This is a genomic window from Rhodoplanes tepidamans (assembly GCF_030813915.1).
GTDB lineage: Bacteria > Pseudomonadota > Alphaproteobacteria > Rhizobiales > Xanthobacteraceae > Rhodoplanes > Rhodoplanes tepidamans.
Genome location: NZ_JAUSUJ010000033.1, coordinates 45,356 through 66,183, shown reverse-complemented (window position 1 = coordinate 66,183; position 20,828 = coordinate 45,356). Strand labels below are relative to the sequence as shown.

General features: G+C 71.7%; 19 protein-coding genes. 11 read left to right on the top strand and 8 right to left on the bottom strand.

Going from position 1 to position 20,828, the window contains the following annotated elements; genetic code table 11:
* From J2S22_RS27905 to J2S22_RS27870, 8 genes are all read left to right on the top strand, one after another.
* On the top strand, positions 1 to 354 hold a 354-nt coding region (locus tag J2S22_RS27905; RefSeq protein WP_307155900.1), incomplete at its 5' end, for a sugar phosphate nucleotidyltransferase.
* A gap of 197 nt (positions 355 to 551) precedes the next feature.
* Positions 552 to 1,898: a L,D-transpeptidase gene (locus J2S22_RS27900; RefSeq protein ID WP_272776565.1), complete on the top strand. Its 1,347-nt coding sequence runs from the start codon at positions 552 to 554 to the stop codon at positions 1,896 to 1,898.
* A gap of 404 nt (positions 1,899 to 2,302) precedes the next feature.
* A complete protein-coding gene (hyfB, locus tag J2S22_RS27895; protein ID WP_272776564.1) occupies positions 2,303 to 4,315 on the top strand; it encodes a hydrogenase 4 subunit B in 2,013 nt (670 codons plus the stop codon).
* On the top strand, positions 4,306 to 5,280 hold the full coding sequence (locus J2S22_RS27890; RefSeq protein WP_272776563.1) for a respiratory chain complex I subunit 1 family protein: 975 nt from the start codon (positions 4,306 to 4,308) through the stop codon (positions 5,278 to 5,280). Before hyfB ends, J2S22_RS27890 begins: the two co-directional genes overlap by 10 nt.
* A gap of 79 nt (positions 5,281 to 5,359) precedes the next feature.
* Positions 5,360 to 6,031, top strand: a complete 672-nt coding sequence (locus tag J2S22_RS27885) for a hydrogenase-4 component E (RefSeq protein WP_272776562.1) — start codon at positions 5,360 to 5,362, stop codon at positions 6,029 to 6,031.
* A 262-nt stretch (positions 6,032 to 6,293) separates the two neighbouring features.
* Positions 6,294 to 7,754 carry a hydrogenase 4 subunit F gene (locus J2S22_RS27880; protein WP_272776561.1) on the top strand — a complete coding sequence of 487 codons (1,461 nt, stop codon included), beginning with the start codon at positions 6,294 to 6,296 and terminating at the stop codon, positions 7,752 to 7,754.
* Positions 7,755 to 7,761: 7 nt separating this feature from the next.
* Complete coding sequence (locus J2S22_RS27875; RefSeq protein WP_370878257.1) at positions 7,762 to 9,288, top strand: hydrogenase large subunit; 1,527 nt, start codon at positions 7,762 to 7,764, stop codon at positions 9,286 to 9,288.
* A 199-nt stretch (positions 9,289 to 9,487) separates the two neighbouring features.
* Positions 9,488 to 10,018 carry an NADH-quinone oxidoreductase subunit B family protein gene (locus J2S22_RS27870; protein WP_272776560.1) on the top strand — a complete coding sequence of 177 codons (531 nt, stop codon included), beginning with the start codon at positions 9,488 to 9,490 and terminating at the stop codon, positions 10,016 to 10,018.
* 551 nt (positions 10,019 to 10,569) lie between these two features.
* Here the strand turns inward: J2S22_RS27870 and J2S22_RS27865 are convergent.
* The 4 genes from J2S22_RS27865 to J2S22_RS27850 form a co-directional block, all read right to left on the bottom strand.
* Positions 10,570 to 11,016, bottom strand: a complete 447-nt coding sequence (locus tag J2S22_RS27865) for a biotin/lipoyl-containing protein (protein WP_272779799.1) — start codon at positions 11,014 to 11,016, stop codon at positions 10,570 to 10,572.
* Between the two features lie 28 nt (positions 11,017 to 11,044).
* Complete coding sequence (locus J2S22_RS27860; RefSeq protein WP_272779798.1) at positions 11,045 to 11,410, bottom strand: hypothetical protein; 366 nt, start codon at positions 11,408 to 11,410, stop codon at positions 11,045 to 11,047.
* A gap of 64 nt (positions 11,411 to 11,474) precedes the next feature.
* A complete protein-coding gene (locus tag J2S22_RS27855) occupies positions 11,475 to 13,037 on the bottom strand; it encodes an acyl-CoA carboxylase subunit beta (RefSeq protein WP_370878256.1) in 1,563 nt (520 codons plus the stop codon).
* A gap of 227 nt (positions 13,038 to 13,264) precedes the next feature.
* Positions 13,265 to 15,589, bottom strand: coding sequence for a xanthine dehydrogenase family protein molybdopterin-binding subunit (locus J2S22_RS27850; RefSeq protein ID WP_272779797.1), 2,325 nt, complete (start codon positions 15,587 to 15,589; stop codon positions 13,265 to 13,267).
* Between the two features lie 553 nt (positions 15,590 to 16,142).
* Between J2S22_RS27850 and J2S22_RS27845 the strand changes: the two genes are divergently transcribed.
* From J2S22_RS27845 to J2S22_RS27835, 3 genes are all read left to right on the top strand, one after another.
* Positions 16,143 to 16,712 (top strand): sigma-70 family RNA polymerase sigma factor, encoded by a 570-nt coding sequence (locus J2S22_RS27845; RefSeq protein WP_272779796.1) that lies wholly within the window; start codon positions 16,143 to 16,145, stop codon positions 16,710 to 16,712.
* Positions 16,709 to 17,398 (top strand): hypothetical protein, encoded by a 690-nt coding sequence (locus tag J2S22_RS27840; protein ID WP_272779795.1) that lies wholly within the window; start codon positions 16,709 to 16,711, stop codon positions 17,396 to 17,398. Before J2S22_RS27845 ends, J2S22_RS27840 begins: the two co-directional genes overlap by 4 nt.
* Before the next feature lie 317 nt (positions 17,399 to 17,715).
* Positions 17,716 to 18,102 (top strand): TIGR03809 family protein, encoded by a 387-nt coding sequence (locus J2S22_RS27835; protein WP_272779794.1) that lies wholly within the window; start codon positions 17,716 to 17,718, stop codon positions 18,100 to 18,102.
* On the opposite strand, the gene J2S22_RS27830 is transcribed toward J2S22_RS27835, so the two are convergent.
* From J2S22_RS27830 to arsS, 4 genes are all read right to left on the bottom strand, one after another.
* The gene (locus J2S22_RS27830) at positions 18,069 to 18,275 is read right to left on the bottom strand and encodes a hypothetical protein (RefSeq protein WP_272779793.1); all 207 of its coding nucleotides are present in this window, start codon (positions 18,273 to 18,275) and stop codon (positions 18,069 to 18,071) included. The genes J2S22_RS27835 and J2S22_RS27830 overlap by 34 nt on opposite strands.
* 92 nt (positions 18,276 to 18,367) lie before the next feature.
* A complete protein-coding gene (locus J2S22_RS27825; protein ID WP_272779792.1) occupies positions 18,368 to 19,030 on the bottom strand; it encodes a TIGR04282 family arsenosugar biosynthesis glycosyltransferase in 663 nt (220 codons plus the stop codon).
* The gene (locus tag J2S22_RS27820; protein ID WP_272779791.1) at positions 19,023 to 19,718 is read right to left on the bottom strand and encodes a TIGR04283 family arsenosugar biosynthesis glycosyltransferase; all 696 of its coding nucleotides are present in this window, start codon (positions 19,716 to 19,718) and stop codon (positions 19,023 to 19,025) included. The genes J2S22_RS27825 and J2S22_RS27820 overlap by 8 nt, the downstream gene beginning before the upstream one ends.
* Positions 19,715 to 20,725, bottom strand: coding sequence for an arsenosugar biosynthesis radical SAM (seleno)protein ArsS (gene arsS / locus J2S22_RS27815; RefSeq protein WP_272779790.1), 1,011 nt, complete (start codon positions 20,723 to 20,725; stop codon positions 19,715 to 19,717). Before arsS ends, J2S22_RS27820 begins: the two co-directional genes overlap by 4 nt.
* Between the last annotated feature and the right edge of the window lie 103 nt (positions 20,726 to 20,828).

Below are 20,828 nucleotides of genomic sequence, written 5' to 3'. Positions count from 1 at the left end.
GCCGACCTGAAGCCGTCGGCGCGCGGCGAGCTGGAGATCACCGACGTCAACCGCATCTATCTGGAGATGGGGGCGCTCGAGGTGGTCAAGCTCGGTCGCGGCTACGCCTGGCTCGACACCGGCACGCACGACGCGCTGCTGGAGGCGTCCGAGTTCGTCCGCTCCATCCAGGCCCGCCAGGGCCTCCTGGTCGGCTGCCTCGAGGAGATCGCCTGGCTCCAGGGCTTCATCGACGCCGACACAGTCCTCGCCCTCGCAACCCGATACGAGAAGACCAACTACGGCGCGTATCTGAAGCGAATCATCGCCGAGGGGACGGTGCCGAAATCGTTAGAAAACGATCGAACCGTCTAGCGTCGGGCTAACTCTCAACATCGAAAGCGGCCGGTCCCGGACCGCCGGACCCCGTCCGGTGTGGCGGAAAAGCCATGTCTTTTAAGAATTCACGTCGAGAATAATCCGAAAGAGCGCCGGAACCTTGTTGGCGAGTCGGCGTTCTACTACCACGGCGCGATCCTGCTTCGACGCGCCGAGCAACACGGGGGGCTCTCGTGACCGACACGACGTGTAACGAAGTGCTGCGTGCGTGCGGGCGGACCGGCTCGATCGGGTCGTCTGCCCTGTATGGACTGTCCGCGATCGCGCTCGGAACAGCGCTCAGCGTTCTGTCTGTCGGTACGGCCGACGCCTCCTATTATTACTACTACGGCCAGCCCGGGATGCGGGCGCCCGCCGGCTACTACGCGCCGGCACAGCCGCGCCCGGCCAGGAAGGCCAAGCGCACCAAGACCGAGCAGCCGAAGAAGGATGTCGCCGCGGCGCGGCAGCCGCGCGGACCGCTGGTCGTCTCGGTGTCGATCGGCGAGCAGCGGGTGCGGGTCTACGACGCGGTCGGCCAGATCGCCGAGTCGCCGATCTCCAGCGGCACCAAGCAGCACCCGACCCTGACCGGCGTGTTCAGCGTCATCCAGAAGAACCGCTACCATTACTCGAATCTCTACGCCAACGCGCCGATGCCCTACATGCAGCGGCTCACCTGGTCGGGCACCGCGATGCACACCGGCGCCCTGCCCGGCTACCCGGCGTCGCACGGCTGCATCCGGCTGCCGAACTCCTTCGCGTCGCAGCTCTGGGGCCTGACCAAGCTCGGCACCCGGGTCGTGGTGGCGCGCACCGCCGTGGTGCCGGCGGAGTTCTCGCATCCGCAGCTCGATCTGCTGAAGAAGAAGGTCGAGCCGGCTGTGCCGGTCGCCGACCTGCGGACCAGCGGCAAGACCGCGGCGGCGGCCGAGACGACCGTCAGCGACGCCCCGAGCCCGACCGCGCCGGCCGCCGAGGCGGTCGCCCCGGCCGAGACGGCGCCCGCCGCGGACCCGGCCGCCGATCCGGCGGGCGCGGCCCCTGCCACGGCCGCCCCGGCACCGGCCAGCCCGGTGGCCGACGCTCCGGCGAAGCCGCTGAAGCCCGGCCCGGTCGCGATCTTCATCAGCAAGAAGGAAGGCAAGCTCTTCGTCCGCAAGGGGTTCGAGCCGATCTACGAGACCCCGGTGACGATCGCCGACGGCGACAAGCTGCTCGGCACCCACGTCTTCACGGCGACCGGGTTCGAGGACGACGGGCGGAGCCTGCGCTGGACCGCGATGACGCTGCCGCCGGAGCTGCGGGCCGAGCCGAAGGCGGCGAAGGGCCGCAACGCCAAGGCGGCCCCGGCCCCTGCCACGCCGGTGACGGCGACGCCGACCTCGGCCAAGGAGGCGCTCGATCGCGTCACCCTGCCGCCCGAGGCGGTCGCGATGCTCGCCGACCTGATGTCGCCCGGGGCCTCGCTGGTCGTCTCGGACAAGGGCCTCGGCCCTCAGACCGGCCGCGGCACCGACTTCATCGTGCTGAGCCGCTGAGCCGGAGCGCGGCGAGCGGCCTCTCCGCCGCCCGCCCCCCGCAGCGAATCACTCGTCGACCATGATCGAACGGCCGGGCTCGCCCCGGCCGTTCCCGCATTCGGGCATGGCGGCCACCCGCCGGCCGCGCCGCTCGCCGCGGGCCGGCCGGGCAGGGTCGCGGAAATTGTCCTGGAAACAAAGGGCTCGGTGCGTTAAGGATCGGCTTTCCGATCTGGCCGGACCGGCTTCGGTGAGCGGCGGCGTGCGTGGTGGCGCCGCCGGGGTGTCGCGTCTTCTCGGCGCCCGGGTCCGGCGCGTGCGGCGCCTGTCGTCGCCTCGCGGTGCCTTGCGGTGACCGTCACCCTCGCGTGACCCTGACCGTGGTTCCTGGCCCGCCTCCGGATCGGTACACGGGGTGGGGCATGCCGGAGGTCGCGATCGGTCTGTGGTGCATCGCGGGCTTTCTCGGGATCGGCGTCGCGGCGACGATCCTCGGGGGCCGCGCGATCGCGACCCCGCTGGTCTACGGCGCCACCCTGCTGGTTGCGCTCGGTGCCGTGCTGCTGGCGCTGACCACCCTCCTGGGCGGCGCCGCGCCGAGCACCGTGGTGCTGCCGATCGGCCTGCCCGGGATCGGCGCCCATTTCCGCCTCGACGCGCTCTCCGCCTTCTTCATGCTGGTGGTCAATCTGGGCGCTGCCGCCGCGAGCCTCTACGGCATCGGCTACGGCCGCCACGAGCATTCGCCGATGCGGGTGCTGCCGTTCTTCGGCCCGTTCCTGGCCGGCATGAACCTGGTGCTGCTCGCCGCCGACGCCTTCTCGTTCCTGCTGTCCTGGGAGTTCATGTCGCTCGCCTCGTGGACGCTCGTCGTCGCGCACCACCGCGAGCCGGCCAACATCCGGGCCGGCTTCATCTATCTCGCCATGGCGAGCTTCGGCACCCTGTGCCTGCTGCTCGCCTTCGGACTGCTCGCCGCGCCGGGCGGCGACTTCACCTTCGCGGGCATGCGGGGCGCCACGGTCGGCGGGTCGGCCGCCGCCCTGGCCACCCTGCTGGCGCTGGTCGGGGCCGGCTCCAAGGCCGGCCTGGTGCCGCTGCACGTCTGGCTCCCGCTCGCCCATCCGGCCGCCCCGAGCCACGTCTCGGCGCTGCTCAGCGGGGTGATGACCAAGGTCGGCGTCTACGGCTTCATCCGCATCGTCTTCGACGTGGTCGGCGACTTCTCGTCCTGGGCCGGGCTGGTCGTCGTGCTGGCCGGCGGGGCCACCGCGGTGCTCGGCGTGCTCTATGCGGTGATGCAGCGCGACCTCAAGCGGCTGCTCGCCTACTCGACGGTCGAGAACATCGGCATCGTGTTCATCGGGCTCGGCCTCGCGCTCGCCTTCCGGGCGAACGGGCAGGGGCCGGCGGCGGCGCTGGCGCTCACCGCGGCGCTGTTCCACGTGTTCAACCACTCGGTGTTCAAGAGCCTGCTGTTCTTCGGCGCCGGCGCCGTGCTGACCGCGACCGGCGAGCGCGACACCGAGAAGCTCGGCGGCCTGATCCACCGCATGCCGCAGACCGCGGTGGTGTTCCTGATCGGCTGCATGTCGATCGCGGCGCTGCCGCCGCTCAACGGCTTCGTCTCCGAGTGGCTGACCTTCCAGGCGATCCTGCTCAGCCCGCAGCTGCCGCAATGGGGGCTGAAGTTCGCCGTGCCGGCGGTCGGCGCCATGCTGGCGCTCGCCGCGGCACTGGCCGGCGCCTGCTTCGTCAAGGCGTTCGGCGTGGTGTTCCTGAGCCGGCCGCGCTCGCCCGCCGCCGCGCAGGCGACCGAGGTCGACGGCTTCGCCCTCACCGCCATGCTGACGCTGGCCTGGATCTGCATCCTGGCCGGCACGCTGCCCGGCCTCGTGGTCGACGCGCTGGCGCCCGTCGCCCGCCAGCTCGCCTTCGTGGCGCTGCCGCCCCAGGCCGGCCTGCCCTGGCTCTCGCTGGTGCCGATCGCCGACAGCCGCAGCTCCTACAACGGCCTCGTGATCTTCTTCTTCCTGGTCGCCTCCGGCACGATGACGGCCGCCGTGGTCCACCGGCTCGCCTCGCGCAGCACCCGCAAGAGCCCGATCTGGGACTGCGGCTATCCGCTCGACAGCCCGGTCACCCAGTATTCGAGCTCGAGCTTCGCCCAGCCGATCCGCCGCGTCTTCGGCACCGTGCTGTTCGGCGTGCACGAGACCGTCGATATGCCGCGGCCCGGCGAGACGCGGGCCGGCCGCTTCCGCATGCGGGTGCGCGATCCCGCCTGGCGGTTCGTCTACGGGCCGCTCGCCCGCGGCGTGCTGCGCGGCGCGGTGCGGCTGAACCGGCTGCAGTTCCTCACCATCCGGCGCTATCTGGCGCTGGTCTTCGCCGCCCTGATCGTCCTCATGCTGGTGGTGGCGATATGGCGCTGACCGTCGACACGGCGCTGGCCGTCGGGCTCGCGCTGCAGCTCCTGCAGATCACCCTGGTGGTGGCGATCGCGCCGCTGATCATGGGCCTCACCCGCAAGGTGCGGGCGCGGCTGCTGCGCCGGCGCGGGCCGCCGCTGCTGCAGCCCTATCTCGACCTGTGGAAGCTGTTCCACAAGGAGGCGGTGGTCGCCGACAACGCGTCGTGGGTGTACCGCCGCGCCCCCTACGTGATCTTCGCCGCCACCTGGGTGGCGGCCGGCCTGGTGCCGACCTACGCCACCGGGCTGCTGTTCTCCTGGTCGGCCGACCTGATCGCGGTCGTCGCGCTGCTCGGCACCGCGCGCTTCGCCCTGGCGCTCGCCGGCATGGATGTCGGCACCGCGTTCGGCGGCCTCGGCTCGTCGCGCGAGATGATGATCGCGTCGCTCGCCGAGCCGGCCATGCTGCTGATCGCCTTCGCGGTGGCGCTGATCGCCGGGACGACGCAGCTCTCCGCCATCGCGGCGCTGTTCGCGACCGGCGATGTCGGCGTGCGGGTCTCGCTCGGGCTGGCGCTGCTCGCTCTGATCATCGTCGGCATCGCCGAGAACGCCCGCATTCCGGTCGACAACCCGGCCACGCATCTCGAGCTGACCATGGTGCACGAGGCGATGATCCTCGAATATTCGGGGCGCCATCTGGCGATGATCGAGGCCGCCGCCCAGGTCAAGCTGGTGCTCTACTTCTCGCTGGTCGCCTGCCTGTTCGCGCCGTTCGGCATGGCGGCCGGCGACAAGAGCTGGGCCGCGCTGGCGCTCGGCCTCGCCACCTGGCTCGCCAAGCTGCTCGTCTTCGCCGTGCTGCTGCCGATCGCCGAGACCACGGTCGCCAAGATGCGGGTGTTCCGCTATCCGGCGTTCCTCGGCAGCGCCTTCGCGGCCGCGGCGCTCGCCGTGTTCCTGCGCTTCGTCTCGCGGGGGTTCTGATGCGTGCGGGCCACCTGCGGATCGGCTCTTCCTTCACCTCTCCCCGCCGGGGAGAGGGTGACGCATCGCCGAGGCCGGCATGAACGCGCTGTGGTTCGACATCGCCCATCTGCTCGCCGCCGGCGTGCTGGTGCTCAGCCTGATGCTGCTCTACCAGGACCGCATCACCGCGGTGATCAACGTGTTCGCCCTGCAGGCCGTGGTGCTGTCGCTGTCGGTCGGCTGGCAGTCGGTGGTGCAGGGGGCGCCGCATCTGCTCGCCACCGCCTTCATCGCGCTGGTCGCCAAGGGGATCGTCATCCCGACCGCGCTGCACCGGATCGTCCGCAAGCTCGACGTCCACCGCGAGGTCGAGCGGGTGGTGTCGGGCGGGCCGACCATGCTGGCCGGTCTCGGCCTGATCGCCCTGTCGATCCTGCTGGTGCAGCCGGTGGTCGAGACCGCCGACCCGGTCGCCCGCGAGGACTTCGCCTTCGCGCTCGCCGTGGTGCTGCTCGGCCTCCTGCTGATGATCACCCGGCGCAACGCCGTCACCCAGGTGGTCGGCTTCATGTCGCTGGAGAACGGCCTCGTCCTCGCCGCCACCGGCGCCAAGGGCATGCCGCTGGTCGTCGAGGTGTCGGTCGCCTTCTCGGTGCTGATCGCCTTCATCGTGTTCGGCGTCTTCGTCTTCCGCATCCGCGAGCGCTTCGACACCGTCGACGTCAACGTGCTCGACCGCTTCCGCGGCGAGCGACGGGAGCATCTGTGATGGGGGGCGTCGCCGACCCGAAAATGCCGTCCTCTGCGACCGAGGGCCATCGGTGCCGCACTCTCCGTCTCACCTCTCCCCCGAGGGGAGAGGTCGGATCTCGCGCATCCGCGCGAGATCAGGGTGAGGGGGGGCCGAGGCATCCAACCGGCGCCGTAAACACTCACCCCGACGCGCTGCGCGCGTCGACCCTCTCCCTGAGGGAGAGGGTGACGACGTCCGCGGCGCCCGGCATGACGGCTCGAAGCCCGGCGAGGGTGCCATGACCGACCTCGTCGCCGCGCTGCCGCTGTCGCCCGTGGCGCTGGTGCTGCTGGTGCCGACGCTCGCGATTCCCGTGCTGGCCGTGATCTCCGACTACCGGCTCAGCGCCGGCCTCAACATGCTGGTCTCCGGCCTCACCTTCGCGGCCGGCCTCCTGCTGCTCGCCGCCCCGCACGAGCGCGGCGACTTCCTGATCATCGACGACTTCAACATCTTCCTGATCGTGCTGACGACCTTCGTCGGCTTCACCACCAGCGTCTACAGCGCGAGCTACATCGGCCACGAGCTGGAGACCGGCAAGCTCACCCCGGCCTTCCTGCGCTTCTACCACGCCATGTACCAGGCCATGATGGGCGCCATGAACCTGGCGCTCGTCTCCAACAACATCGGCCTGATGTGGGTGGGGCTCGAGGTGGCGACCCTCGCGACCGTCATGATGGTCGGCATCTACCGCACGCCCGAGGCGATCGAGGCGGCGTGGAAGTACTTCATCCTCGGCAGCGTCGGCATCGGGCTCGCCTTCTTCGGCACCATCCTGATCTACATGGTGTCGTCCACGGTCATCGGCGCCGGCGTGCCGGCGATGGCGTGGGACGAGATCGTCCGCAACGCCGCGGCGCTCGATCCCAAGCTGCTGTCGCTCGCCTTCGTGTTCCTGCTGGTCGGCTACGGCACCAAGGTGGGGCTGGCGCCGTTCCACGCCTGGCTGCCCGACGCCCATGCCGAGGGCCCGACGCCGATCTCGGCGGTGCTGTCGGGCCTGCTCCTCAACGTCGCGCTCTACGCGCTGCTGCGCTTCAAGATGGTGCTGGCCGGCAATCCGCTGGCGATCGACGTCGGCGCCATCCTGATGACGCTCGGCCTCGTCAGCCTGCTGTTCGCGGCGTTCATGCTGTACCGGCGGCGCGACATCAAGCGGCTGTTCGCCTACTCGTCGATCGAGCACATGGGCATCGCCACCTTCGCGTTCGGCATCGGCGGGCCGCTCGCCAACTTCGCCGGCCTCCTGCACATGACCATGCACTCCCTGGTCAAGTCGGCGATCTTCTTCGCCGTCGGCCACGTCGCCCAGGCCAAGGGCACGCAGCGGCTCGCCGACATCTCCGGCCTGTCGTCGACCCATCCGGTGCTCGCCGTCGGCTTCGCGCTCGGCGTGATCGCCATCGTCGGCCTGCCGCCCTTCGGCGTGTTCATGAGCGAGTTCCTGCTCGTCTCCACCGCCTTCGGCCGCCAGCCGCTGCTCACCGTGGTGCTGGTCGCCGGCCTGATCCTCGCGCTCGGTGCGCTGCTGATGCGGATGCAGCAGGTCGTGTTCGGCGAGCCGCGCGGCAAGTCGGACCCGGTCAAGGCCTCCTACGTGCCGCTCTTCGTCCATCTGCTGCTGGCCCTCGTCGCCGGCCTGTGGCTGCCCGAGGCGCTGGTGCGCTGGTTCCGCGGCGTCGCGGCCCTGCTCGGATGATCGCCCCATGACCACCAGCGAAGACCGCATCGCCGCGCTGCTCGCCGACGCCCTCGCCGTGGTGCCGATGCGGCCGTGGTCGCGCTACGAGGTCGAGACCATGGCGTTCGAGGCGATCGCCCAGGCGCTCGGCCAGGGCGAGCGCGAGATGCTGGGGCTGTGGGCCGAGTCCGGCATGGTGCATCTCGCCGTGCGTCGCATCGGCGAGGCGCCGTGCGTCGTCTCCACCGCCGTGATCGACGGCCGCTTCCCGTCGGTCGGCGTCCGTCACGCGCCGGCGATCCGGCCGGAGCGGGCGATCCGCGACCTCTTCGGCTACGAGCCGGTCGACGCGCCGGACCTGCGGCCCTGGCTCGATCACGGCGCCTGGACGCTCGCCGGCCCGCTCGGCCGCCGCGGCGATCCGGTGCCGCGCCATCCGGCCGACTACCCGATGCTGCCGGTGACCGGCGACGGCCTGCACGAGATCCCGGTCGGCCCGGTGCATGCCGGCATCATCGAGCCCGGCCACTTCCGCTTCACGGCCAACGGCGAGACCGTGGTGCGGCTGGAGGAGCGGCTCGGCTACGTCCACAAGGGCATCGACGGGCTGCTCACCGACGTCCCGCTGGAGCGCGCCGGCAAGGTGGTGGCGCGCGTCTCCGGCGACTCGACCGTGGCGGCGAGCTTCGCCTTCGCCCGCGCCGTCGAGGCGGCGCTCGGGCTCGACGTGCCGCGCCGCGCCACGGTGATCCGCGGCGTGATGGCCGAGCTCGAGCGGCTCGCCAATCACTTCGGCGACATCGGCGCGATCTGCAACGACGCCGCCTTCGCCATCATGCTGGCCCATTGCGGCATCTTCCGCGAGAAGATCCTGGCCGCCTCGGCGGCCGTGTTCGCCCACCGGCTGATGATGGACACCATCGTGCCGGGCGGCGTCACCGCCAACATCACGGCCGAGGGCGCGAGGCTGATCGTCGCGACCCTCGACGAGATCACGCCGGCCTTCGAGGAGATCGTCCGGCTCTACGAGGACACGCCGTCGATCCAGGACCGCACCTGCGGCACCGGGCATCTCGCCGCCGACCTCGCGGTGCGCTTCGCCGCCGGCGGGCCGGTCGGCCGCGCCTCGGCGCGCGACTTCGACGCCCGCCGCGATCTCGCCTACGCGCCCTATGCGGGCCACGCCTTCGAGGTGCCGGTGCTGACCGCCGGCGACGTCGACGCGCGGGTGCAGATCCGCATCCGCGAGGTCGCCGCGTCGATGAAGCTGATCCGCGAATGGCTGCGCGCGCTGCCCGAGGGGCCGACGCTGGCGCCGGTGCCGGACGCCGCCGCGCCCGCCGAAGGCATCGCCGTGACCGAGGCGTTCCGCGGCGACCTGCTCGTCTGGCTGCGCCTGCTGCCCGGCCGCAAGGTGGCGCGCTGCCACGTGCGCGACGCGTCCTGGTTCCAGTGGCCGCTGCTCGAGGCGGCGATCGAGAACAACATCGTCGCCGACTTCCCGCTCTGCAACAAGTCGTTCAACTGCTCGTACTCGGGAGCGGATCTGTGAGGCCGGCCCCCCTCGTTCCGCGCGTCCCCGCGAAGGCGGGGACCCGGGAGCGGCACGCACAGACCCGTCATGCCCGGGCCCGTCCCGGGCATCCACGCGTTTCGGACCCTGTCGCGCGCACGGCCGTGGATGGCCGGGACGAGCCCGGCCACGACGGACGCGGAGGATGGTCGCGACCGAAGGAAGGGACCTCGCCCCCATGCGCACCCTGATCCTGAAGTCGCTGTTCGCGAAGCCCGTGACGGTGCCGGCGCCGGACGCGTCGGCGGCGGCGCTCGACGAGGTCGGGCGCGCGCTGGAGGACCGGGTGCGGCGCGTCTACGGCCGCTCGCTGTCGATCCGCGAGGTCGACGCCGGCTCGTGCAACGGCTGCGAGCTGGAGATCCACGCCCTCAACAACGCCGTCTACGACTGCGAGCGCTTCGGCCTCAAGTTCGTCGCCTCGCCGCGCCACGCCGACGTCCTGATGGTCACCGGGCCGGTCGCCCGCAACATGAAGGTCGCGCTGGAGCGCACCTTCGCGGCGACGCCAGATCCGAAATTCGTCGTGGCGGTCGGTGACTGCGCGGCCGGCTGCGGCGTGTTCGGCGAGAGCTACGCCGTGGTCGGATCGGTCGACCAGGTGATCCCGGTCGACCTGACGCTGCGCGGCTGCCCGCCGCGGCCGATCGACCTGCTGCAGGGCCTGATCGCCCTGGTCGACAAGGCGAGCGGCCGCACCGGGCGCTGAGCCGGGCGGGCTCCGAACTTCCTCCCATCGCGGGGAGGGAGAAAGCCTCGACCTGGCGACAACGACCCTCCGCCCGTCGTGGCAGGGCTCGTCCCGGCCATCCACGTCCTTGTCGTCGAACGACGTTCAGGACGTGGATGCCCGGCACAAGGCCCACAGGCGTCGACTTGAGGTCCGGAGCCTCTCCTCCGTCGTGCTTCGCGAAGGCGACGGCTTTGCATAGTCCGGTCATTCCGGGCCGGCGCGGAGCGCCGGACCCGGAATCCAGCCCAGAATGCCGAGTTCGGAGCTGGATTCCGGGTTCGCGCCTTCGGCGCGCCCCGGAATGACGGATTATGCAAAGCCCTCGCCCGCGCGGACGACGACGATCGAGAGGCTGGACCTTCGACCGTGTCTCGGCGCCCATGGGCACGAGGCCGGGCATGGCGAGTCGGCGTCAGCGGCCGTTGGTATGATCGGCCGCATCCCGCAGCGTCCGGCCACACGGCAAAACGGCCGGGCGCGAGGCCCGGCCGTTCGTCGTCCCGCGCGGGGAGGCGCCGCGGACGAAATCAGCTGATCGTCACCAGCGGCTGGTCGGCGTCGACCGCGTCGCCTTCCTTCACGTGGATGCCCGTGACGGTGCCGGCCTTGTGGGCGCCGATCACGGTCTTCATCTTCATCGCCTCGAGCACGACGACCTGGTCGTCGACGTCGACCTTGTCGCCGACGCTCACGCTGACCTCGAGCACGACACCGGCGAGCGGCGCCAGCCGGTCGTCCGCCCCGCCCGACGGAGCGCCGCCCTTGGAGGCGGGCGCCGCCGCGGCGGGCGCCGGAGCGGCCGCGGGCGGCGGAGCCGCCGGAGCCGGGGCCGGTGCGGGCCGCGGCGCGGCGACCGGTGCGTGGGCGACGGGCGCCGGAATCGGGGCGGGCGTGTACGCGCCGGCCTCGGTGATGTCCTCGACGACGACGTCGAAAACCCGGCCGTCGACAGTGATCCGCAGGTGTCTCATCATGATTGGTCTCGTCCCGAACGGCGCGATGTCAGTGGTGGTTGGCTTTGTGGGGGGCATGCGACGCGTGGTGCCGCGTCCGGATCTGCGAGGTCCAGCCGGAGCCGGGCCGCGCCTCGCCGATATAGACGACGCGATGCGCGCCGAAGGCGGCCGCCGCGATCGCCGCGATCACGGCGAGGTCGTCGGCGCCGACGCCGGGACCGAGGATCGGACCGGCCGGCGCCGGCGCCGGGACGGCCGGCGCGTGGGCGACGGCCGGAACCGCAGGCGCGTCCGCCTGGCGGCGGGTCATGAGCCTGACCGTGACGACCGCTGTCAGGGCGGCCACCACGGCGCTCACCAGGAAAGAGCCGTAGAGCTGGAGGAGAAGGCCCCCGAGCATCTCCTGAGTCATGTCCGAAGGACTCCGTTTGGCTGCGGCATGCTGGTCGGTGTCGTTGCGATCGGTGGTCGGAGCGTCAGAGCGGGATGAGGCCGTGCTTCTTCGGCGGCCGCAGCTCGCGCTTGGTGAGCAGCTTGCGGAGCGACAGCGAGACGGTGGCGCGGGTCATCTCCGGCTCGATGATGTCGGTGATGTAGCCCTTCGACGCGGCCAGATAGGGCGAGGCGAACTCGTTGCGGTAGAGCTCGACGAACTCCTTGCGCTTCGCCCGCTTGGCGGCGGGGTCCTCGATCGCCTTCAGCTCCTTGCTGTAGAGGATGTTGACGGCGCCCTCGCCGCCCATAACGGCGATCTGGGCGGTCGGCCAAGCGAACACCACGTCGGCGCCCATCTCCTGGCTGCACATGGCGAGGTAGGACCCGCCATAGGCCTTGCGCGTCACGATCGTGATCTTCGGCACCGTCGCGCTGGAATAGGCGAACAGCATCTTGGCGCCGTGCCGGATGATGCCACCGCGCTCCTGCTCGATGCCGGGCAGGAAGCCGGGCACGTCGACGAAGGTGACGATCGGGATGTTGAAGGCGTTGCAGAAGCGGATGAAGCGGGCGCCCTTGTCGGACGAGTCGATGTCGAGGCAGCCCGCCTTCTCCATCGAGTTGTTGGCGAGCACGCCGACGATCACGCCCTGCACGCGGCCGAAGCCGACGATCAGGTTCTTGGCGAACTGGGCGTGGATCTCGAACAGGTCGCCGTCGTCGAGCACGCGGCGCACGATGGCGTGCATGTCCATCGGATCGGAGGCGTCGGAGCGCACCAGCGCGTCCATGCCGGCATCCGGGTCGAGGTCGAGCTCCGGGGTCGGATCGTGCGGCGGATCCTCGGTGTTGTTGCTCGGGAAGAACGACAGGAGCTTGCGGGTGAGCTCGACCGCGTGGGCGTCGTCGTCGGCGAGCAGGTGCACGTTGCCGCTCACCGCGGCGTGCATCTCGGCGCCGCCGACGTCGTCCATGCTCACGTCGCGGCCGGACACCGACTTGATCACCTGCGGGCCGGTGATGAACATCTGGGCGTTCTGCCGCGTCATGATGATGAAGTCCATCAGCGCGGGAGAGTAGGAGGCGCCGCCGGCGCACGGGCCGGCGATGATGGCGATCTGCGGCACCACGCCGGAGAGCACCACGTTGCGGTAGAACACCTCGCCGTAGCCCGAGAGCGCGTCGATGCCCTCCTGGATGCGGGCGCCGCCCGAGTCTTTGAAGCCGACCAGCGGCACGCCGTTCTTCTCGGCGTAGTCCATGGCCCAGACGATCTTCTGCCCGTGCATCTTGCCGAGCGTGCCGCCGACCACGGTGAAGTCCTGGCTGAACGCCGCGACCTGACGGCCGGCGACGAAGCCGGTGCCGACCACGACGCCGTCGGCCGGGATGTTGACCTCCGACATGCCGAACGCCGTGCAGGCGTGCCTGGCGTGGGCGCCGTATTCCTGGAAGGTGCCGTCCTGCAGCAGGGCGGCCAGCCGCTCACGCGCCGTCATCAGCCCCTTCGCGTGGCGCTCGGCCGTCTTCTTGGCGCCGCCGGCGGCCATCACGGCGTCGCGGCGCTTCGTCAGCGTGGACCGTAGTTCCTCGTCGAGCGGCATGCTCGCCCCCTTCTCCACCGATGCCTGATGGATGACGCGTGTCGTGCAGTCCACCGGATCGAACGCGGCCTTCGCTCCAGTCACCCCGCGACCGCAGCCGGAGCGACTACATCATAAGCCCGCGTTCTCGTCGAATCTCCCCGGCCTCCGCGGCACCTCTGCATCAGCGCCAAAAACCAAGCCAAATCAATAAGCACTGATCCGGAGTGGACCGCGGTGGGCAGCCGCTATGACGCAGCGTCACGCATGGCCCGCCATACCTTTTCGGGGGTCGCCGGCATGGTGACCGGGGCCGCGCCGACGCGGGCGAGCGCGTCGGCGACGGCACTCGTGATCGACGACAATGCACCGACCGTGCCGGACTCGCCCGCGCCCTTGACGCCGAGCGGATTGGTCGCGGTCGGCACCTCGTTCTCGCCGAGCACGAAGGGCGGGAGGTCGCCGGCGCGCGGCATGCAGGAGTCGGTGAAGGAGCCGGTGACGAGCTGGCCTTCGGCGTCGTAGACGATGGCCTCCATCAGGGCCTGGCCGGCGCCCTGGGCGATGCCGCCGTGGATCTGCCCCTCGACCAGCAGCGGGTTGATCATCCGCCCGACGTCGTCGACCGCCACATGGCGGACCAGCCGGACGACGCCGGTCTCCCGGTCGATCTCCACCTCGCTGACGTGACAGCCGTTCGGATAGGTGCGCACGCCGCCGTCCGATGTGTGCTGCTCGAACAGGCCGGGCTCGACGCCCGGCGGCAGACGCGCCGGCGAGAACGATGCGCGGGCGACATCCGACAGCGCGACGCTGCGGTCGGTGCCCGCCACCGTGAAGCGGCCGGCGGCGAAGTCCAGATCGGCCGGGTCGGCCTCCAGCAGCGCGGCCGCGATCCGCTTCGCCTTGGCGATGATCTTGTCGGCGGCCGCGACGATGGCGCTGCCCGCCGTCACGGTCGAGCGCGAGCCGAACGTGCCGGTTCCGATGTCGACCTCGGCGGTGTCGCCGAAGCGGAGCTCGATCTGGTCCGGCGGCAGGCCGAGCCGGTCGGCGACGATCTGGCGGAACGTCGTCTGGTGGCCCTGGCCGTGGTCGTGGGTGCCGACCGACACGGTGACCGAGCCGCCCGGGTCGAAGCGGATGTCGGCGTGCTCGATCAGCCCGGCATTGGAGGCCTCGACCGTGCTCGACACCCCGATGCCGCGCAGCTGTCCCCGCGCCCGGGACTCCTCCAGCCGCCGCGTGAAGCCGTCGATGTCGGCGAGCGCCAGCGCGTCCTCGATGTTCTTGCCGAAGTCGCCGCAGTCGTAGGTGTAGACGAGCGCCGTCCTGTGCGGCATCGCCTCCGCCGGAATCGTGTTGCGCCGGCGCAGCGCCACCGGATCGAGCCCGAGCTCGCGGGCGGCGGCGTCCATCATGGTCTCGATCACATAGGCGGCCTCCGGCCGGCCGGCGCCGCGATAGGGGCCGGTCGTCATCGTGTTGGACAGCACGCCCGTGACCTCGACCCGGATCGCCGGGATCACATAGGTGCCGGCCAGCACGCCGAGATTGTTGATCGGCGGCCCGGCGGTGCGGTCGGCGCCGTAATAGGCGCCGAGATTGGCGAAGGTCTTCACCCGGAGCGCGAGGACGCGGCCGTCGGCGTCGAGGGCGATCTCGGCGTCGGTGATGTTGTCGCGGTGGTGCTCGTCGGAGAGAAACGTCTCGCTGCGGTCGGCGCTCCAGCGCACCGGCCGGCCGGTGAGCTTCGCCGCCAGGCAGGCCAGCGCGTATTCGGGCGCGATCTGGCCGCGCGCCCCGAAGCCGCCGCCGACATTCTCCGAGATCACCCGCAGCCGTGCCTCCGGAATGTGCAGGATCTCGCCGGCGAGGATCCGGCGCAGCGTGTGCGGCGCCTGGGTGGTGCAGCGGAGCGTCAGCCGGCCGCCGCGCGGGTCGTGCTCGGCGAGGCAGCCGCGCGGCTCCATCGGGTTGGCGAGCACCCGGCTGATGGTCAGCCGCCGGCGGACCACCCGGGCGGCGCCGGCGATTCCCCGTTCGGTCGCCTCGGCATCGCCGAGCGCATGACAGAAGGCGTCGTTGCCGGGACAGCCGTCGTGCACGGCGGGAGCGTCCGGGGCGATCGCGGCGGCGAGGCTCGGCACCGCCGGGAGCGGCGCGTAGTCGACCGCGATCGCCTCGGCCGCGTCCTTGGCCTGGTTCAGGGTCTCGGCGACCACGAAGGCGACCGCCTCGCCGACATGGCGGACCCGGTCGGTCGCCAGCATCGGCTGCGGCGTGACGAAGGCCGGCGACCCGTCGCGGCGGCTGCGGCGGGTGTGCGGAACCTGGGTGCCGAGCGCCGCCGCGGCCGGATCCCGCCCGGTCAGCACCAGGACCACCCCCGGCATGGCCCGGGCCGCCTCGACGTCGATCGCGAGAATGTCGGCGTGGGCGTGCGGCGAGCGCAGCACCACGGCCCGCAGCTCCCCCGCGACCGCCACGTCGCCGACATAGCGGCCCTGGCCGCGCAGCAGGTAGGGGTCCTCCTCGCGCCGGACCGGCTGCCCGATTCCGTACTCGCCCATGCGCCGCGACTCCCCCCGTGCCGTTTTCTCGGGGCCGATCATCCCCGAATGGCGTGATGTGATAAAGCGCCGTTACGGTGGGCCGCGCCGGTGCGGGAGGGCCGTCGGCGCCGTGCCGGAATCGGGCCGGACGTGCTAAGGATCGTGGGCGGGACGTGCGGCCGTGGACGGACATTGTCATCCGGCGGAGCGGGAAATCCGCGCGGCGATCGAACCGGCGGGCGTCGCGGCGCCACCACGCCGTGGTGGCGCGACGTTCGGCTGGAGCGGCGTTCGGCCGGGATCTGCTTTCGGCGACGATGGACCGCACCCGATCGTCCGCTCTTCGCCGCGCCGGCGGGGCCGGGCGGCCGCTCGCGGGCGGCGGCGGAGCCCCGCTTTCGCGGGACTGATCCAGGTTTGGGACGACACCGGTGAAAATCGTTCTGGCCAGCTCCTCCGGAGTGTTGCAAATCAGCCGCACTCGCCCGGCATCGACGCGGTGGCTCCGTTCCATGCCCAACGAGTTTGAACCCGTGCCTTTTTCCGCGCGACTACCCACACGAGCCGACCGTTGAAAGCCGATCCAAGTCATTCGGACGCCGACCTGATCGCTCGGATCGCCGACGGCGACCGGCTCGCCATGCAGGTTCTGTTCTCCCGGCACCATGTGCGGGTCTACCGGTTCGTTCTGCGGATCGTGGGCAGCCAGACGGTGGCGGAGGACCTGATCGGCGAGGTGTTTCTCGACGTGTGGCGGCAGGCGGACCGGTTCGAAGGACGCAGCGCCGTGTCGACGTGGCTCCTCGCCATCGCGCGGTTCAAGGCGTTGTCGGCGGTGCGTCGCAGGAGCGACGAGGCGCTGGACGACGAGGCGGCAGCGGCGATCGAGGATCCGTCCGACGATCCCGAGATCGCCATGCAGAAGAAGGACAAGGGTGCGGTGTTGCGGCAGTGCCTGCAGTCGCTGAGCCCGGAGCACCGGGAGATCATCGATCTCGTCTACTACCACGAGAAGTCCGTGGAGGAGGTGGCGAGCATCGTCGGCATCCCGGAGAACACCGTCAAGACGCGCATGTTCTATGCGCGCAAGAAGCTGGGCGAGCTGCTGAAGGCGGCCGGTGTCGAGCGAGGTTGGCCATGATGACGACGGACAGACGAGGTCTCGACCGCGCCGCGCTCGAAGAGATGCTGCCGTGGCACGCCGCCGGCACGCTGAGCCGGGACGAGTCCGAGGCGGTCGAGGCGGCGCTGGCCCGCGACCCCGAGCTCGCCCATCGCTACGAGCTGGTCCGCGAGGAGCTCGCCGAGACCATCCACCTCAACGAGAGCCTCGGCGCTCCTTCCGCCCGCGCCATGGACCGGGTGCTGGCCGCCATCGCGGCGGAGGACGGCCCGGCCCGCAAGCCCCGCGCCGGCGGCTTTCTCGCCCGCCGGCTGACCGACTTCTTCGAGGCGCTGTCGCCGCGGGCGGTCGCCTGGGCGGGCGCCGCCGCCGCGATCGTCATCGTCGCGCAGGCGAGCGTCATCGCCGGGCTGAGCCTCGGCCCGCAGGAGGGCGGCCGGCTGGAGATGGCCTCCTACGACGGCGCCGCCGCCGAGGCGCCCGCCACCTACGCGCTGATCCGCTTCCAGCCGCAGGCGAGCGCCGGTGACGTCGCCCGGGTGCTGGAGGCCCGCAAGGTCTCGATCGTCGACGGGCCGAAGCCGGGCGGCCTCTTCCGGATCCGCCTCGCCGATCACGTGCTCACCGAGGACGAGCTCGGCCGCCTGCTCGCCGCCCTGCAGGCCGAGAAGGGCGTGGTCGGCTTCGTCGCCAAGTCGCAGTAGGCGCGCCTCGCGCCCGGGGCCCGCGTCCGCCGTCCCTCTGCCGCTCCGAACTGTCCGCGGATCGCGGCCCCGCTCCCTCCCAGCTTTTCCGATCTGATCATGTCCGGTTGCGCATCCGGCTGACCCTCAGCCTGCGCGGGCGGGAGTGTTGCCTATCTGCACCACTTTCTGGTGCCGAATCGCCACTGTGGAAAATACTATCGCACTGGACAAAGATACCGCCATAAAGTCGCCATTGCGGCGCGTTGCGATTCGGTCGCCTTCCTGTACGCGTTTCCAAGCCTTCAGGATCGTCACAGAGGACGGGGCGACCCCCTATGCACTCGATGATTCCGCGCGCCATATCGGCCGCGATCAGCCGCAGGGGCCTGATGCTGGCCGAGCGGCGCCGAGCCCACTTGGTCGAGCTCTACAAGACGGGCCGCTGGAAGCGCTACTTCGACGAGCACGAGTTCCTGTCGCGCATGCGCGAGGCCGTGCACGAGGTCGAGCTCTGGACCGCCGCGATGGCGCCGTGGGACGAGCCGTCCGCCGCGCCGCCGGACACCTCCGCGCCGGCCGCGGCCGCCGGGCCGGAGTTCCGCATCGCGGCCGCCGCCGAGCCGGCACCCGGCGCCGCGGCGCACGGGGTGGTCGTGCCGGCCGGCGTGCTAGGCGAGATCGCCCCGGATCAGTCGCGCGGCGCGTCGGGCGTGCTGTCGTAGCGGGCCTCCTCGAGCCACGCCTCCGCCTTCCACCAGACGTGCTCCAGCCCGCACAGCGGGCAGCGCGACAGGATCAGCGTCTCGGGCAGGCGCGAATAGGTCGCCTCCTCGATCTCGATCCCGGTCGACACCGGCTGCCCGCGATAGGGGCAGCGGGCCATGACGATCTTCACGGCCGCCTCCGTGGCGGCGGCGCGTGCGCGATGACGGGTGGCGAGGTGCTGGTCACGGGAACGGGGGCGCTGCTTTTGGGCTGTGGCCCACACTATCGCGCCGCAGGGCAGGCCGCCGCGTCGGTGCCACTACGTAGGTCGGGCTCCGGCAGGATCGGCCCGCGCGACAGCCGGACGAGATCCGCGGGGCGATCGACGTCCCACAGCCGCGCCGGCTCGCGCCACGACAGTCCGGCGCGGGCGAGGCGCCGGCGCGTCTCCGCCATCACCGCGGCGGTGCCCCAGGTCATGCCGGCGAAGGGCGCCGGCTCGGGGCGGCGCAGGCCGATCAGCACATAGCCGCCGTCCTCGGCCGGGATCGCCACCGCGTCGATGCCGTCGCGCAGCGTCGCGGCGCAGGCGGCGAGATGCGCCGGCGTGAGCGCCGGGCAGTCGGTGCCGATCACCAGCGCCGGGCCGGAGGCCGCCGCGACCGCCGCCAGCATGCGGGTGCCGAGATCGCCGTCGGGCTGGCAGGCGAGCGTCAGCCGGTGGCCGCGGGCGAGGTCCGCGAAGCTCGGATGCGTGGCGTCCGGCGTCGCCCACAGCGCGAGCGGGCCGGTGCCGGCGGCCGCCGCGGTCCGCACGGCCTGGGCGGTGAGGCGCGCCTGCAGGGCCGCGGCACCCTCCGGCCCGAGCGCCGGGATCAGCCGCGTCTTGGCGAGCCCGGCGACCGGCGCCTTGGCCAGGATCGCGATCGCGACCGGCTCAGCCACGGCGGGCGGGCTCCCGGCCATAGGCGCGGGCGAGCCGCGCCGGCGGGGCGCCGAGCCAGTAGGCGAGGCGCAGCCGCCACATCAGGAGCACGGTGCGCAGCACGCCGTGCGTCTCCCAGCGCCGGCCCGACGTGATCACGCGCGCCCGCAGGCAGGCGGGGCGGGCGACGCGCTTGAGCGCGCGCGACATCGCGACGTCCTCCATCAGGGCGATCGGCGGGAAGCCACCGAGCCGCTCGAACGCGTCACGCCGCACGAAGATCGCCTGGTCGCCGGTGGCGATGCCGGTCAGGCGCGAGCGGAGATTCATCATCGTGGCGATCACGGCGAGCAGCGGATGCGATCCGGAGATGATCACGTCGAAGCGGCCCCACACGCGCCCCGGCCGGTCGAGCGCCGTGGCGATCAGCCGGTCGGCGTCGTCGGGAAGCCGCGTGTCGGCGTGCAGGAACAGGAGCACGTCGCCGCGGGCGGCCGCCGCGCCGGCGTTCATCTGCAGCGCGCGGCCGCGCGGCGCGGCGATCAGGCGGTCGGCCCGCGGGGCGGCGCGCGTCGCGGTCGTGTCGCGGCTGCCGCCGTCGACGACGATCACCTCGGCGCCGCGGGCCCGGAGCGGCGCCAGCCGGTCGAGCGTCGCGACGATGCCGGCCTCCTCGTCGAGCACCGGGACGACGACGGACAGCATCATTCGGCCGCGACCGCCGCGACAGCGGCGCCGGTCGGCTCCAGCGCGCCGCCGCAGCTCGAGCCCTGGCCGGCCGTGCAGCCGTAGCAGTGGCCGGCGACCCGGATCGGATGGTTCTGGAAGCCGTCGTCGAGCAGGTCGCGCAGATGCGCGCGGCCGTCCGGCGGCGCCGCGCCGGCCCGGCGGGCGAGCGGCAGGTCGAGCATCTGGTTGAAGTCGCAGTCGTAGAGGAAGCCCCGCCAGTCGACCGAGACGAGGTCGCGGCACATGACGGTGGACAGGTTGTCGTCGCGGTGGGCGGCGCGCAGCAGGTCGAGATAGGGCGCCAGCCGGCCGTGGCGCGCCAGGACCGCGCCGAAGCGCTGGATCGGCATGTTGGCGAGCACGAACAGCCGGTCGAACGCGATGCCGTGCCGGTCGCCGAGCATGCGGCGATAGTCGCGCTCCAGCCCGTGCTGGGGCGGCGGCAGCGTGGCGCCCTGCGGATTGAAGACGAGGTTCAGGACCAGCCCGTCGCCGCGGCCGTAGCCGAGGGCGTTGAGCCGCCGCAGCGCCGCGATCGACGCCGCGAACACGCCCCTGCCGCGCTGGCGGTCGACATTGTCCTCGAGGTAGCACGGCAGCGAGGCGACGATCTCGACCCGCTCTCCGGCGAGGAAGTCCGCCAGGTCCTCGTGTCCCGGCTCCTCCAGGATCGTGAGGTTGCAGCGGTCCATCACGCCGACGCCGCGGGCGCGGGCGCCGCGCACCAGGCGGCGGAACTGCGGGTGCAGCTCCGGCGCGCCGCCGGTGACGTCCAGGGTCGCGATGTCGCGTCGCTCCAGCACGGCGAGCACCAGGTCGATCGTCTCGTCGCTCATCGCCTCGGTGCGCGACGGGCCGGCGGCGACGTGGCAGTGGACGCAGGACTGGTTGCAGCGATAGCCGAGATTGACCTGCAGCGTCGCGACGCCGCGGCGGTCGATCGGCGGGAACGCCATGGTGTGGAGCAGGGCCGAGCCGTCGCGCATGGACCGTCTTGCGTGCAGGTGAAACTTGCGTGCAGGTGGAACCGGCGGTGAGCCTCGCACAGTCGCGCCGGGGCGTCATCCGGCGACTTGTCGCCCCGCGGGG

Excerpts from the sequence above, each read along its gene's own strand:
- J2S22_RS27820 (WP_272779791.1), bottom strand. The coding sequence starts at position 19,718 with ATGATGCTGTCCGTCGTCGTCCCGGTGCTCGACGAGGAGGCCGGCATC.
- J2S22_RS27890 (WP_272776563.1), top strand. The coding sequence starts at position 4,306 with ATGGCGCTGACCGTCGACACGGCGCTGGCCGTCGGGCTCGCGCTGCAG.
- J2S22_RS27870 (WP_272776560.1), top strand. The coding sequence starts at position 9,488 with ATGCGCACCCTGATCCTGAAGTCGCTGTTCGCGAAGCCCGTGACGGTG.
- J2S22_RS27880 (WP_272776561.1), top strand. The coding sequence starts at position 6,294 with ATGACCGACCTCGTCGCCGCGCTGCCGCTGTCGCCCGTGGCGCTGGTG.
- J2S22_RS27855 (WP_370878256.1), bottom strand. The coding sequence starts at position 13,037 with ATGCCGCTCGACGAGGAACTACGGTCCACGCTGACGAAGCGCCGCGAC.
- arsS (WP_272779790.1), bottom strand. The coding sequence starts at position 20,725 with ATGCGCGACGGCTCGGCCCTGCTCCACACCATGGCGTTCCCGCCGATC.
- J2S22_RS27875 (WP_370878257.1), top strand. The coding sequence starts at position 7,762 with ATGACCACCAGCGAAGACCGCATCGCCGCGCTGCTCGCCGACGCCCTC.
- J2S22_RS27865 (WP_272779799.1), bottom strand. The coding sequence starts at position 11,016 with ATGATGAGACACCTGCGGATCACTGTCGACGGCCGGGTTTTCGACGTC.
- J2S22_RS27835 (WP_272779794.1), top strand. The coding sequence starts at position 17,716 with ATGCACTCGATGATTCCGCGCGCCATATCGGCCGCGATCAGCCGCAGG.
- J2S22_RS27860 (WP_272779798.1), bottom strand. The coding sequence starts at position 11,410 with ATGACTCAGGAGATGCTCGGGGGCCTTCTCCTCCAGCTCTACGGCTCT.
- hyfB (WP_272776564.1), top strand. The coding sequence starts at position 2,303 with ATGCCGGAGGTCGCGATCGGTCTGTGGTGCATCGCGGGCTTTCTCGGG.
- J2S22_RS27840 (WP_272779795.1), top strand. The coding sequence starts at position 16,709 with ATGATGACGACGGACAGACGAGGTCTCGACCGCGCCGCGCTCGAAGAG.
- J2S22_RS27850 (WP_272779797.1), bottom strand. The coding sequence starts at position 15,589 with ATGGGCGAGTACGGAATCGGGCAGCCGGTCCGGCGCGAGGAGGACCCC.
- J2S22_RS27885 (WP_272776562.1), top strand. The coding sequence starts at position 5,360 with ATGAACGCGCTGTGGTTCGACATCGCCCATCTGCTCGCCGCCGGCGTG.